This window comes from Leadbetterella byssophila DSM 17132 (assembly GCF_000166395.1).
GTDB classification, from domain to species: Bacteria; Bacteroidota; Bacteroidia; order Cytophagales; family Spirosomataceae; genus Leadbetterella; species Leadbetterella byssophila.
In genome coordinates, this window is sequence record NC_014655.1 from 2,172,326 (window position 1) to 2,188,077 (window position 15,752).

A 15,752-nucleotide genomic window follows, 5' to 3' on the forward strand; every position below is an offset into this window, starting at 1 on the left:
CCTAAACTAAATAGCAATGTTTAAAGAATTCAAAGAGTTTATCATGACCGGCAATGTCATTGACCTTGCCGTAGCCGTAATCTTAGGCGCCGCAACAGGAGGCGTAGTGAACGGTTTTGTACAAGACATCGCCATGCCTATCGTGGGATTCTTTACCGGAGGGGCAGATTTTTCTGACCTAAAATACGTCTTGAGCCCTGCTTCCGTAGGAGCTGATGGCACAGCCATTCCTGAAAACGCCATTCGCTATGGTTCATGGATCAATTCCATTATTAATCTGGTGACAGTTGGCTTAGTTCTTTTCCTTATTGTAAGAGCTTACAACAAGGTTCGTAAACCTGCAGCTCCTGAAGCACCGGCAGGTCCAACCGAAGTGGAACTACTGACAGAAATCAGAGATGCTTTGAAAAAATAAAGGTATTTTGTAGAGAAAAGGGGAAAGTCGGAAGATTTTCCCCTTTTTTTATTTGGCCTATAAATAATAATGGAAAGTTCTTTTAAATCTCCTCCCAAAAATTATAAATTTGTTGAGTAATCCTTCCCGGGATTGCAGCTTTCTTAATGATCCTAGTATGACCGAAAAACTTAAAAACCATCTGCAAGGCGACAAGCAGATCTGGTGGATACTTGGCTTACTGTCACTTATCAGTATAGTCACGGTATACAGCAGTATCAGCAGTTTGGCCTATAGACAAGCCGGGGGCAACACCGAAGCTGTCATTTTAAGGCATGCTCTTTTTCTATTTCTGGGATTTGTAGTGACTTACTTTGTACACCTCCTGGATATTTCTAAGTACGCGCACATAGCTAAGATACTCTTGTACATCTCCCCTTTCCTCTTGATCTATACCTTGATCTTTGGAGTAAGTATAGGTAATGCCAAAAGATGGATCAACGTAATGGGAATGTCATTCCAAACCGCTGACTTGGTAAAACTCGTATTGATAGTCAATCTGGCAGCCATGCTAGCCAGCAAGATCCACATTGAATACAAGAAGAAAGATCTTTTTGAAATCATCACCTGGTGCGGAATCATTATACTCTTGATCTCCATATCCAGTTTCTCATCTGCTATCATTCTAGGTTTTACCTGCTTTACCATCATGTGGATAGGGAAAGTGCCGGGTAGATATCTACGGGCATTGACCGCTGTCATCGTGGGGGTAATTTCCTTTGTACTCATCTCTGGCTATCTAATACGTTTAACTACTGGTAAAGAGGTTGGTAGGATTTCTACTGTAATAGATAGAACAGAAGTCTTTATCAATAAAGATTTAGACCGTGACGGTTATGTAGGGGGGTATTTAGGAGGCAAAAGTTCTCAGAAGAATTACGCCCACGTGGCCATCGCACGTGGAGGAATCTTCGGAGTAGGTCCGGGAAACAGCTCACAGAAAAACGTATTACCAGAGGCATATTCTGACTATATCTATTCTATTGTGATAGAAGAATATGGACTTGTAGGTGGACTGTTCGTACTTGCCTTATACCTATGGCTGCTGGCCAGAGGCATAAAAAATATTGATTTTACAGAAAGGGCTTTCGGCGGACTTCTGTGTGTAGGCCTAACCCTACTCCTGGTCTTTCAGGCCTTTGCGCATATGGCTATCAATGTAGGTCTAGGACCGGTTACCGGACAAACCTTACCTTTGATTAGTAGAGGGGGAACCTCAGCATTGTTCTCCTTTATCGCTTTGGGTATAGTATTAAGTGTTAGTAAACATTCTAAAGCAACATGAAAGTAATCATCTCAGGAGGAGGAACAGGAGGGCACATCTATCCAGCAGTAGCCATTGCCAATGAACTCAAGCGCCAAAAGCCTGAGGTGGATATTCTTTTTGTAGGTGCACTAGGCAAAATGGAGATGGAAAAAGTGCCTAGAGAAGGTTACGAGATTGTAGGGCTACCAATTGCCGGCTTCAATAGATCCAATCTTTTAGCTAATGTAGGATTTCCCTTCAAACTCATCAAAAGCCTTTGGAAATCATACAGCATCATCAAAAACTTTAAACCGGATGTAGCCGTAGGTGTGGGAGGTTTCGCTTCCGGTCCTACACTTAAGATGAGTAATTATCTGGGAGTTAAAACCTTGATTCAAGAACAAAATTCCTATGCTGGGGTAACCAACAAGATTTTGGCCCAAAAAGCCCAAAAGGTATGTGTAGCCTACCCTAACATGGAGAACTTCTTCCCCAAAGAGAAAATCGTATTTACGGGAAATCCCGTACGTAATGATCTTCTTCTTTCTGGAGTATCCAAAGAAGCCTCAAGGTCACATTTTGGCCTAGATCCGCATAAACCTACCCTGCTTGTGATAGGAGGAAGCCTGGGAGCATTGAGCATCAACAAAGCCATGTCTCAAGGCTTAAATACCTTAAGAGGAGCAGGAATACAAGTGATTTGGCAAACCGGAAAAAGCTACTTCCCGGAAGCACAAGCGCTTCAACAGGAAGGCGTTTTTATCTCCGACTTCATTTATGAAATGGATAAAGCCTACGCAGCCGCTAATCTTGTAGTATCCCGCGCAGGTGCACTGGCAGTAAGCGAATTAGCCCTGGTAGGAAAAGCAACTATTCTAGTACCTTTCCCCTTTGCAGCAGAAGATCATCAGACGAAAAATGCAAAGAGCCTAAGCGACCAAAATGCGGCCATTCTTATACCGGATAATAAAGTATCTGACCAACTGATATCAGAAGTTCTTACATTAGCTAAAGATCAAACAAAAATTGCAGCCTTAGAAACTGCTATTAAGACATTTGCCCGACCAAAAGCCGCAGAAGACATCGTTCACGAAATCCTAAAATTGATATGAAAATCTTCCTCTCTGAAAATAACGTAGACTACAACACCTACACTTTTAGCTATGCACTTTACGCTTTGAAAGAAAGCCAGGATGAGATTAGCGAGCTATACGATAAAGGTTTTCTTCCATATACCGGAAATCCAGACATGGAGAAAGAGGTGTACTATTTTGCCAGATCTCTACGCGTGAATCTGGAAAAATTTGACGATACATCAGAGAACAGAAGAGTCAATAGAATGGTAGAACCATTAGGAATCGAAGTAAGCGTGACCCCGAAGGCTTCTTTTCCTACAGAAAGTCCTGAATTCCTCAACTTCTGTGAAAACTACATCAATGAACGCATAGGTGAAGATCACATGAGTATGGAAAGATGGAAATACATCTTAAGCAGAGAAACCGGATCTCACCTCTTTGAATTCAGAACCCCTGAAAAAGTGGTGGGATATGTATTAGCCGCTCTAAACGAAGACATGGTACATTATTGGTTTGCCTTTTTTGATACCGAATATATGCGAACCCATTCTTTAGGAAAATGGATGATGTGGAGGGTCATCCGTTGGGCCAAAGACAATGGTCTTAAGCATGCGTATTTGGGAACGGCCTACAAACCTGCCGCCCTATATAAGATTAGAGACCATAAAGGACTTGAGTTTTGGGATGGCACAAAGTGGAATGAGGATGTCAAAATACTCAAAGAATGGTGCCAAACGGATCTTGAACCGAAAAGTGCAGACCGCTTTAAGCTCATTGAAAATCCAGACGAGTATTTAGAGAAACTATGAAGAACTGGAAATCCATACTGTACACCATTGGGGGAGGCTGCCTTGCGGCCTTGGCCGTATTCCTTATGTTTTCATCTGCCAAAGCAGACGAGAAACGTATGTGTGAAGGAGTAATAGTAAGGATTAAGGACGAGGACAAACAATTACTCGTAAAACAAGCAGATGTTCTGCAATGGGCTACCAGAGAAGGGACTTTCCCTTTAAAAGGAATGCCTTTGTCTAGAATAAAATTGAAAACAGTAGAACAAAGGGTAGAAAGTAGCGGCATCATCAAAGAATGTCAGGCCTACGTCAACTTAAACGGATACATCATTTTAGATGTGGTAGTGTACAAACCCATGGCTAGGATTTTGGGTAACGCAAGATTTCCCGATAGATACATGGATGAAACCGGACATTTTTTCCCCGTTTCAAAGAACTACACTCCTACTGTTTTGCTGTTAAGCGGCCCCTATTTTGAACAAATCAAAGGACTTAAATCAGAAGAAAATAAAGATCTATTAGAACTGATCCAAACCGTAGCTAATGACGAATTTTGGAGTGCTCAAATCACCAGAATGCATGTGGATAAGCACAAAGAAATCCAACTAGAACCTCTGCTAGGAGAACATCTGATAGAATTTGGTAAACCACAAAAGATCCGAACAAAATTGGAAAAACTAATGGTGTTTTATACCAAGATTCTACCGCAAGATGCCTGGAGCAAATTTACGGAGGTAAGCGTAAAGTATGACGGACAGATCGTGTGCAGATAGATCCATAAATGTATTTTCCAAATCATCAAACAACGAATAACTATGGAGGAGGGCAAGTGTTTCATAGGACTGGAAATAGGAAGTTCAAAAATTGCAGCTGTAGTAGGCCTACAGCAACAAGCTGTCATTAAAGTAATAGGATTTAGTGAGAGAAAGATATTGCCTTCCGATGAGGTAATCAAATACGGTAATATAGAAAACGCACAGATCACCTGCGAAAGAATCTCAGAGGTGCTTGACGACCTAGCTAAAGATTTTGAAAGAGCTGATTATGAGTTCCAAATGAACACTGTGAACATCAACCTGGCTAATCTCTCCATTCAAAGTCAGACGAAAAGCGGAAAAGTAGTGACTACCGCAGGTATGAATCGCATCAGTCAGGAGGATATCAACAAACTCACTGAAGACGTAATCCGTTCCCACCATTTGGCACCAGGATACACCCTGGTTCATGCATTGCCAAAGGACTTTTATGTAAATGAAGAAAAGACTATGGCTCACCTGGTGGGAAAAATAGGTAATGTTCTGAGCGGAGATTACTCAATGATTACTACCAAATCAGATAACTTGAATAACCTACTGGAATGTGTTAACCAAGTGCAGGCTAAAGGTAAATCAACAGGTTATTTAAAAGTAGATAATATTTACCTGAATACTGTAGCGGATAGCTGCGCATTGCTAAACAACAGTGCTCAGGAACCTTTCACGAAAAAGGACGGTATAGCCATAGTGAATATAGGTGCTGAGATGACTCAGATCTCTGTGTTCCATGGTAATACCATGCGCTACCAAAGCATACTACCTATTGCAGGTAATACCATCAATGCAGATCTGGAAAAGACCTTCGGCATCAATTTCCAGGAAGCTGAGATGCTGAAACTCGTATGTAGCACCATGATGGACGCTCCGGTGGAGGAAATTCCTGTAGTAGTTATAGAAAAGAAACTTGGCATGCCTTCTAAAGAAGTCTATCTAAGAAATGCCATGTTAGTGATAGAATGGAGATTGAAAGAAATAGCCGCACTTGTGCATGCTGAGCTGCATAGGTCAGGATATAAATCTCATCTCCAAAACGGTATAGTCCTAACGGGGGGAACCGCTAAATACGATAAGATTGTAGAAATCTTCAATAGCGTTATTCCAAATGGAGCAGTAAGAAAAGCCAGCTTTAACAATGCTATAGATTTTGGAAATTTCACAGATCTAAGAAATCCAAAATACTCTACTCTTTTAGGTTTAATAGTAGCTCCGGCTTATGCCTTTGACCGTAGAGTTGATAATAAGGTATTGACTCCAAAACCTATAAGCAACAGATACCCTGAAGCTCCCCAGCCGCCTAAGCCTACCACCCCTCCTCAGGAGGATAAGCCAAGCGGATTCTCACGTTTCTTAGGCTCGATTTTTAGAAGAAATGATCTTAATGACGACTATTAACCACAAGATGTAAATGATCTTTGAACCAAAATACGAATTAGAGTTGAAATCCAACCTGAATAAAATCATCAAGGTGATTGGAGTAGGCGGTGCTGGATGCAATGCCATGCTCAACATGTACAACCAAGGGATGCGTGACGTAGACTTTGTAGCTTGTAATACAGACCAGCAAGTACTCAATAACTTTCCTGACGATGTTGTCAAAATTCAGTTGGGTGCAGAATTAACCAAAGGTCTGGGTGCCGGTACCCACTGGGAGGTGGGTAGAGACGCCGCTTTGGAAAGTGAAGAAGCCATCAGAAGTGTCATGGGAGATCCTACTGAAATGGTCTTCATCACAGCAGGTATGGGAGGTGGAACCGGTACAGGTGCTGCCCCTGAAATAGCTCGTGTGGCCCGTGAATTAGGTCGCTTAACCATTGGCGTAGTAACTGACCCTTTCCGCCACGAAGGTACATTCAAATTAGAACAAGCATTAAACGGTATTGAAAAGCTTAAACAATACTGTGATACGGTACTGATCATCAAGAACGATCGTCTCTCTGATATGTTCGCTGACCTGGACATAGAAACAGCCTATAAAATGGCTGATGAGGTCCTAGCAGGTGGTGTGAAAAGTATTGCAGAATTGATCACTCGTCCGGGTATTATCAACCTTGACTTTGCTGACGTAAAAACCGTACTTGGAGGGGCAGGACATGCCGTGATGGGTACTGCAGAAGCATCCGGTCCCGAAAGAGCATTTGAAGCTATAGAAAAAGCGTTGAGTTCACCATTATTGGAAAATAACAATATACGTGGTGCTAAAAGGATATTGGTTTCAATGGCTTATTCTGATGAATTACCGGAATACCGTATCAAGATGTCTGACCAATCCAAGATCATGGACTTTGTGGAAACACAAATCCGTAGCCAGGCCCAGATCTTTAAACACGGTTATGCAGTAGACAGAACCCTAAAGGATAAGATCAGAGTAACTATTGTAGCCGCCAAATTTGAAGCTCCTACCCCATCTCAACACGTAGGATCAAAGCCGGCACCTGCTAAGGAAGAACCTAAAATAGGAGGCGGATTAGACACTGTCATTCCGGAAAAGCCTAAGAAGCCAACTAAAACTACTCCTCCGGGACAGATTGGACTATTTGAAGCAGATTCACGTTTAGTAAACTTCTATGATGAATTTGTTAAAGAAGTGCCAGATTTTGAACTGATCCGCGAAAACCCTTCTCACCAAAGATTACAAGTTAATCTGTATAGCGGAGAAGAAGTGGCAGCCAGAAATCCTACCACGGTGAAACTAGATGAATTATTCCACTTCCTTAAAAAGGAAAAAGTAGTAGATTAAACGAATTTCCCCTTAAGTTCTTCAAAAGCCTTAAGGGGTTTTTCTTTATTATACAGTACGTCATACGCAAACTTCACAATGGGAAGATCCACCTTGTACTGTTCATTGATACGTTGGATACAGTTAGTAGCATAATAACCCTCCGCTATCATCTTTAACTCCACCTTTGCCGCTTGCACAGAATATCCCCGGCCAATCATGTTCCCAAAGGTTCTATTTCTGCTGAACTGACTATAAGAAGTTACTAATAAATCTCCGAGATAAGCTGATACATTTACTTTTCTTTCCAATGGAACTACCGTATCCAAAAATCTTTGGATCTCTATAATGGCATTGGACACCATAACGGCCTGAAAATTATCCCCTGCCCCTACTCCGTGTACAATACCACAGGACATAGCCACAATATTCTTCATCACTGCGGCATATTCTACACCATGTAAATCAGTAAGGTAGGAGGTCTTAACGAAACGACAGGTCAGGAGTTTCGCAAATTCCTTTGCCGTGTCTTCCGAAGCGGAAGCAATAGTAATATAGGAATATTTTTCTAAGGCGATCTCTTCCGCATGACATGGTCCTGCAATAGCACCCAAATGTTGAGGATCCACAGCAAATTTCTCCGCAAACCAGTCGGTCACTAACTGACTTGTGCTTGAAATAATCCCCTTCACCCCGGAAATCACTTTTTTACCCTCAAACCAGGAAGGATCAGCATCTTTTAAAGCATCTTCAATAAAAGCAGAAGGTACAGCTAAAATCACCCAATCCACTCCTTTTAAGGCTTCTCTTAACTGTAGATAAGGCTTTACTTTTGAAGGGTGTAATTCCACACTACTTAGATAATGTGGGTTATGACGATATTTTCTGATATGAGCCACTGCCTCCGCATCACGCATCCACCATTTTACCTTAACTTGATTCTCCGTTAAGATTTTTATTAAAGCTGTTGCCCAACTGCCCCCTCCTACTACCGCTATTTTTTCACCCATAGTTTGCTGACTTTCAACCATATAAATAGATATTATATGGTTTATACCTTTAGAAAAACTCCCAAAACTACATTATTAACATTTTGTTAGCAAAACCTTTTGGTCTATTCTACATCTAATATACAAAACCTAAACAATTACGACAATGAAAAAGTGGATGGCATTTCTAGTAGTATTCTTCAGTGTAGTAACTGTTAATGCCCAATACTACGATGGGCCTGACCGCTACTTCTACGAAGATGAGTTCGACTGGCGTTGGGACGTCAGAGTGAGAATATCAGACGGTCACAGATCCGGTTATTTGACCAATCGTGAGGCTAACCGCCTATACCGAAGATTAGAAGACATAGAACGCAAGGAATGGGCGTTCCAATCAGACGGCTACTATAGCGTTTGGGAACAAGATGAAATCTGGAGAGATGTGGTAGATCTTCACCATGCCATAGGTCTTGAATTGAGTGATTGGGACAGAAGATACTACGGATACACCGGAGTGGTCATCACCCGTCCTCTACCTTGGTACTTCGGTACAAGCTATGACTTCTATCGTTTTGATAAGAGAGGATACGGATCTATCCATATAGGATATACTCCAAGACCTTATTATCCAGTGAAACATGTGTACTATAATAATAGAAAAAATTATACTACACACTGGAATAATCGTCCGGAAAGAATAGCTACTCCTTCAAGAAGTAGTAACGCTAGAAGAGAAGTTTATACAGGTAGAGATATGGCTCCAGACAGAGCTTCTACCCGTCCTAACGGCCGAATGAGCGAACCGAGTTCACGTAATGATTCTCGCTATAGCTCGTCGCGAGTATCCAGTCCGGACAAGAGTCCTTATGGTTCTGCAAACAGAGGCAGCTCTTCAAGAGTAGAAAAAGATAACAGAAGTAGTTCTTCTAGAGTAGGTGCTGAAAGAAGCAGTGCTCCTGCGAAAGTGGAGAAAAACAACAGTAGAGTGAGTACTGACAAAGGTAGAAGTAGCTCTCCTGAAAGTTCAAATGCCAGAACTAGTTCTAGTAGAAATTCAAGTAGATCTAGAGATTAATAAAGGAGCCTCCAAATGGGGGCTTCTTCTTTTATAAACGAGGCTGTTTTAAGACCCCGAGATGAATAGGAGATTCTTGATCTAATAAAGCAGATCCTACAGCCGGATATAGACAGACTTCAGTGAGTTGAGCAAGTGGAATCCAGGTAATTTCCTCCGCTTTGGTTTCTTGAGGATTAATAACAGGATCTCCGGAAAAATCTACACAATTAAAGATAAAATGGACCGTATTCTCCCCCTCGTACATCACCTCTGCCACGTGTAATAATTTTCCCAACTCACATTGGATACCTATCTCCTCCATTAATTCCCGTTCCAATGCAGGCTTGAGGCCTTCTCCAAATTCAAGATTGCCACCGGGCAATACATATACAGACCCTTTGGGGTAGCTGTACTTAAGTGTTAAAACTTGATTATCTTTTACTATTAATGCTGAGGGTCTGATTCTCATTTCCACTGTCCAAAGTTATACCCTATACCTATCATGGTACGGAATAAACCCGCATCCATTTCTTTTGCGGCATAAGGTGATATTTCAAAAGCTATGTGTAATTTTTTATACTTCTCGAAAGGTCTGACCTTTACTCCAGCATTCATAAAATAACCTTCTATGGGGTTATAATTATTGAACATGTTGTAAAAATTAACCTTAACCCCCACTCCGGTGTAATAATCCGCCTTCGGCGTTGAATAAACCGTAAATTGAGGTGAAATCTCTCCAGTTACTGACGTAAAGTAAGAGTTAGTGAACAACCTAAAATCTACCCAAAACAAATTATTAGGATTACTGCTAATGCCTAAAACACTATTAAATGGATAGTAAACTATGCTTTGAGCCTTAGATAAAAAAGGGAACAGAAATAAAGCTAAAAAAGTAAATTTACGAATTTTTAAAGTCGGTAGTGAAAACCGGTTCATGAGTATCAGATTCGATGAGATGATTAATTTTTTCTATTACTTTTAGGAAAGTATCCATTTCGTCTTTAGACACGATTTCATTCACCCGTGCATTAAATTCGAGCACACCCTCTCGGGCAAAATTACGCTTTTCTTTTCCAATATCTGTCAAGAAGACGTTTACAAATCGCTTATCACTAGGATCTGTCTCTCTATAGATCCAACCTTTCTCCTCCAATGATTTAAGCATACGGGTAAGGCTTCTAGGTTCCATACCTATTTGCGGCCCAATTTTCGTAGCAGGAGTACCTTTATCTATATCTATATTCAATAAAACGTAACCAATGGACATCGTCATATCCTGACTTGCCGCATATAGATTATACATGCGCGAAATCGCATGCCACACCCATTTGATATGGAAATCTATGGTCTTATCTTTTTTCATCTCCATAAAATTTCTCAAAACTAAGCATTTATAAATCGTATGCAAGCATACAATAAAAAATCTCCGGCGACCACTCACCGGAGATCTTCTTTGATTCTATTGAACCTAATTAAAACAATTTCACTGTATCATTGAAGAGTACATATAACATCAAAGCAAGTAAAATAAAAGTACCTACTTGCTGGGTTCTCTCCATAAATTTCTCAGACGGAGCTTTTCCTGCTATCATCTCATAAATAAGCATCACTACATGACCTCCATCCAGAGCCGGAATAGGCAATGCATTCATAAAGGCAAGTGCCATGGACAGCATACCCGTTAATATCCAGAACTTCTCCCAATCCCACTGTGGGGAAAACATTTGTGCCAATCCTACCGGGCCGGTCAATGCGTTCTGAGGGGAAATATGTCCTTTGAAAATCCGAGAAAATCCATTAATCTGCTGTGGAATAATACTTAAGGCCTCTTTTGAGCCTTCCACCACTGCCTCTCCAAATGTAAATTCAGATTTAGTGACCTTTAACAGAGGATTCATGGTAAACCCGATGGTAGAATCTGCACTCACCGTAGGCTGGATTGTTAACTCCGTGCCATCTCTCAAGATACCTAACTCCACTTTCTTTCCTGCATAAGTACGTAATTTAGGCGTGAATAGCTGATAATATTTAACCGGTTCTCCATTTAAGGAGATTACCTTATCACCTGCACGTAAACCTGATTCTTCAGCAGGACTGCCTTTCATTACATTTAGAATATCAAACTCAAACAAAGGAGTGATAAACATCTTCTTCTTTGCCACATCGTCAATGAGCTCATTTGGAACATAAACATCAAATGTCTTTCCTTCTCTCTCAATTGTAAAAGTGGTATTTTCCTTAACAATAGCAGCAGTGATATCGCTAAAGTATTTATAATCTGAACCGTTAATCTTGATGATCTTATCACCTGTTTGCAGACCAATCTTCTCCGCTACAGGATATGCAAAGATTCCAGACTTATTCAATTCTTCTTTAGCATAGTCTGTATCACCCCAAACGTACTTTACACCGGTATAGATCATCATACCCAAGATTACGTTCACAATGATACCTCCTAGCATCACAAACAAACGCTGCCATGCCGGTTTAGAACGAAACTCCCACGGTTGTGGTTCTGCAGATAATTGAGAGGCGTCTTTGGTCTCATCCACCATTCCGGCGATGTCCACGTAACCCCCTAGAGGGAACCATCCTAAGCCGTACTCTGTATCGCCAACTTTCTTTTTCCACAAGGAAAAATTCAAGACATTAGGAAGGGGAAACAAGAAGTCGAAAAATATATAAAACTTGTTCACTCTGATCTTAAAGATTCGGGCAAATAAGAAGTGACCAAATTCATGTAAACCCACCAAAATAGTCAGCGCCAAGAGTAATTGCGCTGCCATAATTAATCCATTCATATAAAATACAGTAAACGATACAAAAACTTAACGCAGTTTATTTTAATATAATTCACAAAAATAAAAAACACCCATATACACGGGTGTTTTCACTGTATTACAAACATAGTAAAATTATTCAGGCTTTGCCAAACTCGCAGATAAAAACTCTCTGTTTAGACGAGCTATATTATCTAGGGAGATTTCTTTTGGACACTCAGCAGCACATGCTCCAGTATTAGTACAAGAACCGAAGCCTTCAGCGTCCATCTGCGCTACCATGTTTAATGCACGGGTTTGACGCTCAGGCTGACCTTGTGGTAATAAGGCCAGTTGAGATACTTTTGCAGAAACAAACAGCATTGCTGAAGCATTCTTACAAGCAGCAACACAAGCACCACAACCTATACATGCCGCAGCAGCAAAAGCTAAGTCAGCCTTCTCCTTACCAATAGGTAAGTTGTTAGCATCCTGCGCATTTCCGGTATTTACAGATACATAACCACCTGATGCTATGATACGGTCAAATGCTGTACGGTCTACAACCAAATCCTTCACTACAGGGAAGGCCGTTGCGCGCCAAGGTTCCACTACTACTGTATCTCCATCTTTAAAGCTACGCATGTGCAACTGACAAGTGGTAACTCCTTCCAGCGGACCGTGAGGACGACCATTAATGTACATAGAACACATACCACAAATCCCCTCTCTACAATCATGATCAAACGCGATAGGCTCTTTTCCTTCGTGGATCAACTCCTCATTCAGCACATCAAACATCTCAAGGAAAGACATATCCGGAGAAACATTTTTCACGGTATAATCTTCCAAGTGACCTTTAGATTCGGCATTTTTTTGCTTCCAAACCTTTAGATGTATTGTCATATTCTCGTTACTCATTCTACTAGAATAGTTTAGATTATTTGTAATTACGCTGGGCTATCTTGATGTTTTCGTACTCTAACACCTCTTTGTGTAAAGTCCAGTCGCTTTCTTTATTATATTCCCAAGCCGAAACAAACATGAAGTTTTCATCATCACGTTTTGCCTCACCGCCGTCCTCTTGGTATTCTTCACGGAAGTGACCACCACAAGATTCTTTGCGATCTAATGCGTCAATACACATCAATTCACCCAACTCAAGGAAGTCAGCTACACGACCTGCCTTATCTAGTTCTGGGTTAAATTCAGAGATATCGCCGGGAACTCTAAGGTCTTGCCAGAATTCTTTTCTCAATTCACGAATCTCCTGGATAGCTTCCGTTAAACCTTTCTCATTTCTAGCCATACCACATTTTTCCCACATGATATGTCCTAAACGTTTATGGAAAGATTCTGCACTCTGCTTACCGTTGATTCCTTTTAATCTGGAAAGACGATCTCTTACTTCTTTTTCAGCTTGAACAAATGCCTCATGATCTGTAGGAATAGCCTTCGTTCTGATTTCACTGCTCAAGTATGCTCCTATGGTGATAGGAATGACAAAGTATCCATCAGATAGACCTTGCATCAAGGCAGAAGCTCCTAAACGGTTAGCACCGTGATCAGAGAAGTTCGCTTCACCTAAAGCATATAGTCCAGGAACAGTAGTCATCAAGTTATAATCTACCCAAAGCCCACCCATGGTGTAGTGTACTGCAGGATAGATCTTCATAGGTACTTCGTAAGGATCTTCTCCGGTGATTTGTTTGTACATATCAAACAAGTTACCGTATTCCTCCTTCACCACTTCCTTACCTAATCTTACTAAAGTGTCTAAATCAGGATTTTCAATACCTAATCTGGAAGCCTCCGCTTTTCCGTACTTATTGATCAGGTTATAACGGAAATCCAGATACACTGCTTTTTTGGTTGGCCCCACACCATAACCTGCATCACAACGCTCTTTTGCAGCACGAGAAGCGATATCACGAGGTACCAGGTTACCAAACGCTGGGTATCTTCTTTCCAAATAGTAATCACGCTCGTCCTCCGGAATATCATTAGCAGCTCTTGGGTCGTCCTTTTTCTTCGGAACCCAAATTCTACCGTCATTTCTCAAGGATTCTGACATCAATGTCAATTTCGACTGATGATCACCGGACACCGGAATACAAGTAGGGTGAATCTGCGTAAAGCAAGGGTTACCGAAGAAAGCTCCTTTCTTATGTGCTTTCCAAGCCGCCGTCACGTTACTACCCATGGCATTTGTAGAAAGGTAGAATACGTTACCGTATCCTCCTGTACATAATAACACGGCATGTCCGAAATGACGCTCTAATTCACCTGTGATTAGGTTTCTTGCAATGATACCTCTGGCCTTACCATCAATAAGAACCACTTCTAACATCTCATGACGTGAGTACATCTTAACTGCACCCAAACCTACCTGACGTTCAAGAGCTGAATAAGCACCTAATAACAACTGCTGACCGGTTTGACCTGCAGCATAAAAGGTTCTTTTCACCTGAGTACCACCGAAGGAACGGTTTCTTAGTAGCCCGCCGTAATCCCTGGCAAAAGGAACACCTTGAGCCACACATTGGTCGATGATGTTCGCAGACACTTCCGCTAAACGGTGTACGTTTGCTTCACGTGCACGGTAATCACCACCTTTGATAGTATCATAAAACAGACGATAAACAGAGTCACCGTCATTTTGATAATTCTTCGCTGCATTTATACCCCCTTGAGCAGCAATAGAGTGCGCTCTACGAGGAGAGTCCTGAAAGCAGAATGCTTTCACTTGATAACCCATTTCAGCCAGGGAAGCTGCTGCAGATGCACCCGCTAAACCTGTACCTACTACTATGATTTCTAGATTTCTTTTGTTTGCCGGATTGACAAGAGGAACGGTAGATTTATACTTGGTCCATTTCTCTGCTAAAGGCCCTTGAGGTATTTTAGAATCTAGTTTTGGAGATGTCATAACCAATGATTATTTAAAGAAATAAAAATAAATCGGCATCGCTGCATAACCCAATGGAATCAGGATACCAAACACCCATACACTAATGCCTTTAATCAGCGGTGTATATTTAGCATGTCTCCAACCTAAGGATTGGAATGCACTTTGGAAACCGTGCACCAAGTGGAAAGACAACGCTACCATTGCCAAAATATAAAAGATCACAAGACCTAAATTCTGGAAAGAAAAACTAACCACTTTGTACAAGTCTTTAACTATAACAGTATTTGTACCTGCTACAGGATCCAACTTCTCCACTTTCTTCACATCTTGAGTGTAATCAGCCGGCATTTCCATAGCATCAACCTTACCCGTACTGATCTCCTCAGTATACTGTACATACGGTAGATTTTCGTAGTGGAATTTGTACCAGAAATCACTCATATGCACTACTATGTATACCAATAGAATGGTACCAAAAATAGCCATGTTACGACTAAACGGAGAAGATTGATTCTTAGTTACCGCATAACCTACAGGCCTAGCCTTACGGTTATTATAAGTAATGTACAATCCCCAGAAAGCGTGGAATAAAATAAAGAAGTAGTTCCCATACGAAATCACCTTGATGGGAGGAAAGGTGGTCATAAATACAGCATAGGTGTTGAAAGCATATCCTCCATCACATTTAAAAAGCTGTAAGTTACCGGAAAGGTGTACTACTAAGAAGGTACACAAAAATAAACCTGTAAGTGCCATCAGTACCTTTTTACCGATAGAACTCGTTAGGGTTTTGGTTAACCAGGACATAATGAATGTTTTAAAGTAGAGCTAAAATACTTAGAATAATCCAATTACTTATAGAGCCTCAAAGCTAGCAGATTATTGTTTTAGAATCAATCTAAATTCGAACTCTTTTCTTTTCTGCTCCCTTCTAATAT

16 protein-coding genes are annotated in these 15,752 nt (G+C 41.1%); 8 read left to right on the forward strand and 8 right to left on the reverse strand.

What is annotated here, in order from left to right:
- Positions 1 to 16 precede the first annotated feature (16 nt).
- The 7 genes from mscL (at position 17) to ftsZ (ending at position 7,119) form a co-directional block, all read left to right on the forward strand.
- Positions 17 to 415 carry a large conductance mechanosensitive channel protein MscL gene (gene mscL, locus LBYS_RS10105; protein WP_013408776.1) on the forward strand — a complete coding sequence of 133 codons (399 nt, stop codon included), beginning with the start codon at positions 17 to 19 and terminating at the stop codon, positions 413 to 415.
- A 157-nt stretch (positions 416 to 572) separates the two neighbouring features.
- Positions 573 to 1,739, forward strand: a complete 1,167-nt coding sequence (locus tag LBYS_RS10110) for an FtsW/RodA/SpoVE family cell cycle protein (RefSeq protein WP_013408777.1) — start codon at positions 573 to 575, stop codon at positions 1,737 to 1,739.
- Entirely contained in the window at positions 1,736 to 2,812 is a 1,077-nt protein-coding gene (gene murG, locus LBYS_RS10115) for an undecaprenyldiphospho-muramoylpentapeptide beta-N-acetylglucosaminyltransferase (RefSeq protein WP_013408778.1), read from the forward strand. The genes LBYS_RS10110 and murG overlap by 4 nt, the downstream gene beginning before the upstream one ends.
- A complete protein-coding gene (locus LBYS_RS10120; RefSeq protein WP_013408779.1) occupies positions 2,809 to 3,585 on the forward strand; it encodes a GNAT family N-acetyltransferase in 777 nt (258 codons plus the stop codon). Before murG ends, LBYS_RS10120 begins: the two co-directional genes overlap by 4 nt.
- Complete coding sequence (locus LBYS_RS10125) at positions 3,582 to 4,340, forward strand: cell division protein FtsQ/DivIB (RefSeq protein WP_013408780.1); 759 nt, start codon at positions 3,582 to 3,584, stop codon at positions 4,338 to 4,340. The genes LBYS_RS10120 and LBYS_RS10125 overlap by 4 nt, the downstream gene beginning before the upstream one ends.
- A gap of 42 nt (positions 4,341 to 4,382) precedes the next feature.
- Positions 4,383 to 5,774 carry a cell division protein FtsA gene (ftsA, locus tag LBYS_RS10130; protein WP_013408781.1) on the forward strand — a complete coding sequence of 464 codons (1,392 nt, stop codon included), beginning with the start codon at positions 4,383 to 4,385 and terminating at the stop codon, positions 5,772 to 5,774.
- A gap of 13 nt (positions 5,775 to 5,787) precedes the next feature.
- Positions 5,788 to 7,119, forward strand: coding sequence for a cell division protein FtsZ (gene ftsZ / locus LBYS_RS10135; protein WP_013408782.1), 1,332 nt, complete (start codon positions 5,788 to 5,790; stop codon positions 7,117 to 7,119).
- Here the strand turns inward: ftsZ and LBYS_RS10140 are convergent.
- On the reverse strand, positions 7,116 to 8,129 hold the full coding sequence (locus LBYS_RS10140; RefSeq protein ID WP_013408783.1) for an NAD(P)H-dependent glycerol-3-phosphate dehydrogenase: 1,014 nt from the start codon (positions 8,127 to 8,129) through the stop codon (positions 7,116 to 7,118). The genes ftsZ and LBYS_RS10140 overlap by 4 nt on opposite strands.
- A gap of 124 nt (positions 8,130 to 8,253) precedes the next feature.
- Between LBYS_RS10140 and LBYS_RS10145 the strand changes: the two genes are divergently transcribed.
- A complete protein-coding gene (locus LBYS_RS10145; protein ID WP_013408784.1) occupies positions 8,254 to 9,162 on the forward strand; it encodes a hypothetical protein in 909 nt (302 codons plus the stop codon).
- Between the two features lie 31 nt (positions 9,163 to 9,193).
- Here the strand turns inward: LBYS_RS10145 and LBYS_RS10150 are convergent, their stop codons facing one another.
- From LBYS_RS10150 to LBYS_RS10180, 7 genes are all read right to left on the reverse strand, one after another.
- Positions 9,194 to 9,613 (reverse strand): NUDIX domain-containing protein, encoded by a 420-nt coding sequence (locus LBYS_RS10150; protein WP_013408785.1) that lies wholly within the window; start codon positions 9,611 to 9,613, stop codon positions 9,194 to 9,196.
- Entirely contained in the window at positions 9,610 to 9,936 is a 327-nt protein-coding gene (locus LBYS_RS10155; protein ID WP_148225804.1) for a hypothetical protein, read from the reverse strand. The genes LBYS_RS10150 and LBYS_RS10155 overlap by 4 nt, the downstream gene beginning before the upstream one ends.
- A gap of 106 nt (positions 9,937 to 10,042) precedes the next feature.
- On the reverse strand, positions 10,043 to 10,507 hold the full coding sequence (locus LBYS_RS10160) for a MarR family winged helix-turn-helix transcriptional regulator (protein ID WP_041824524.1): 465 nt from the start codon (positions 10,505 to 10,507) through the stop codon (positions 10,043 to 10,045).
- A gap of 109 nt (positions 10,508 to 10,616) precedes the next feature.
- Entirely contained in the window at positions 10,617 to 11,945 is a 1,329-nt protein-coding gene (rseP, locus tag LBYS_RS10165) for an RIP metalloprotease RseP (RefSeq protein WP_013408788.1), read from the reverse strand.
- Positions 11,946 to 12,059: 114 nt separating this feature from the next.
- Positions 12,060 to 12,824, reverse strand: coding sequence for a succinate dehydrogenase/fumarate reductase iron-sulfur subunit (locus LBYS_RS10170; RefSeq protein ID WP_013408789.1), 765 nt, complete (start codon positions 12,822 to 12,824; stop codon positions 12,060 to 12,062).
- Positions 12,825 to 12,843: 19 nt separating this feature from the next.
- A complete protein-coding gene (locus tag LBYS_RS10175; RefSeq protein WP_013408790.1) occupies positions 12,844 to 14,832 on the reverse strand; it encodes a fumarate reductase/succinate dehydrogenase flavoprotein subunit in 1,989 nt (662 codons plus the stop codon).
- Positions 14,833 to 14,841: 9 nt separating this feature from the next.
- Positions 14,842 to 15,621 carry a succinate dehydrogenase cytochrome b subunit gene (locus LBYS_RS10180; protein WP_013408791.1) on the reverse strand — a complete coding sequence of 260 codons (780 nt, stop codon included), beginning with the start codon at positions 15,619 to 15,621 and terminating at the stop codon, positions 14,842 to 14,844.
- Positions 15,622 to 15,752: the final 131 nt, after the last annotated feature.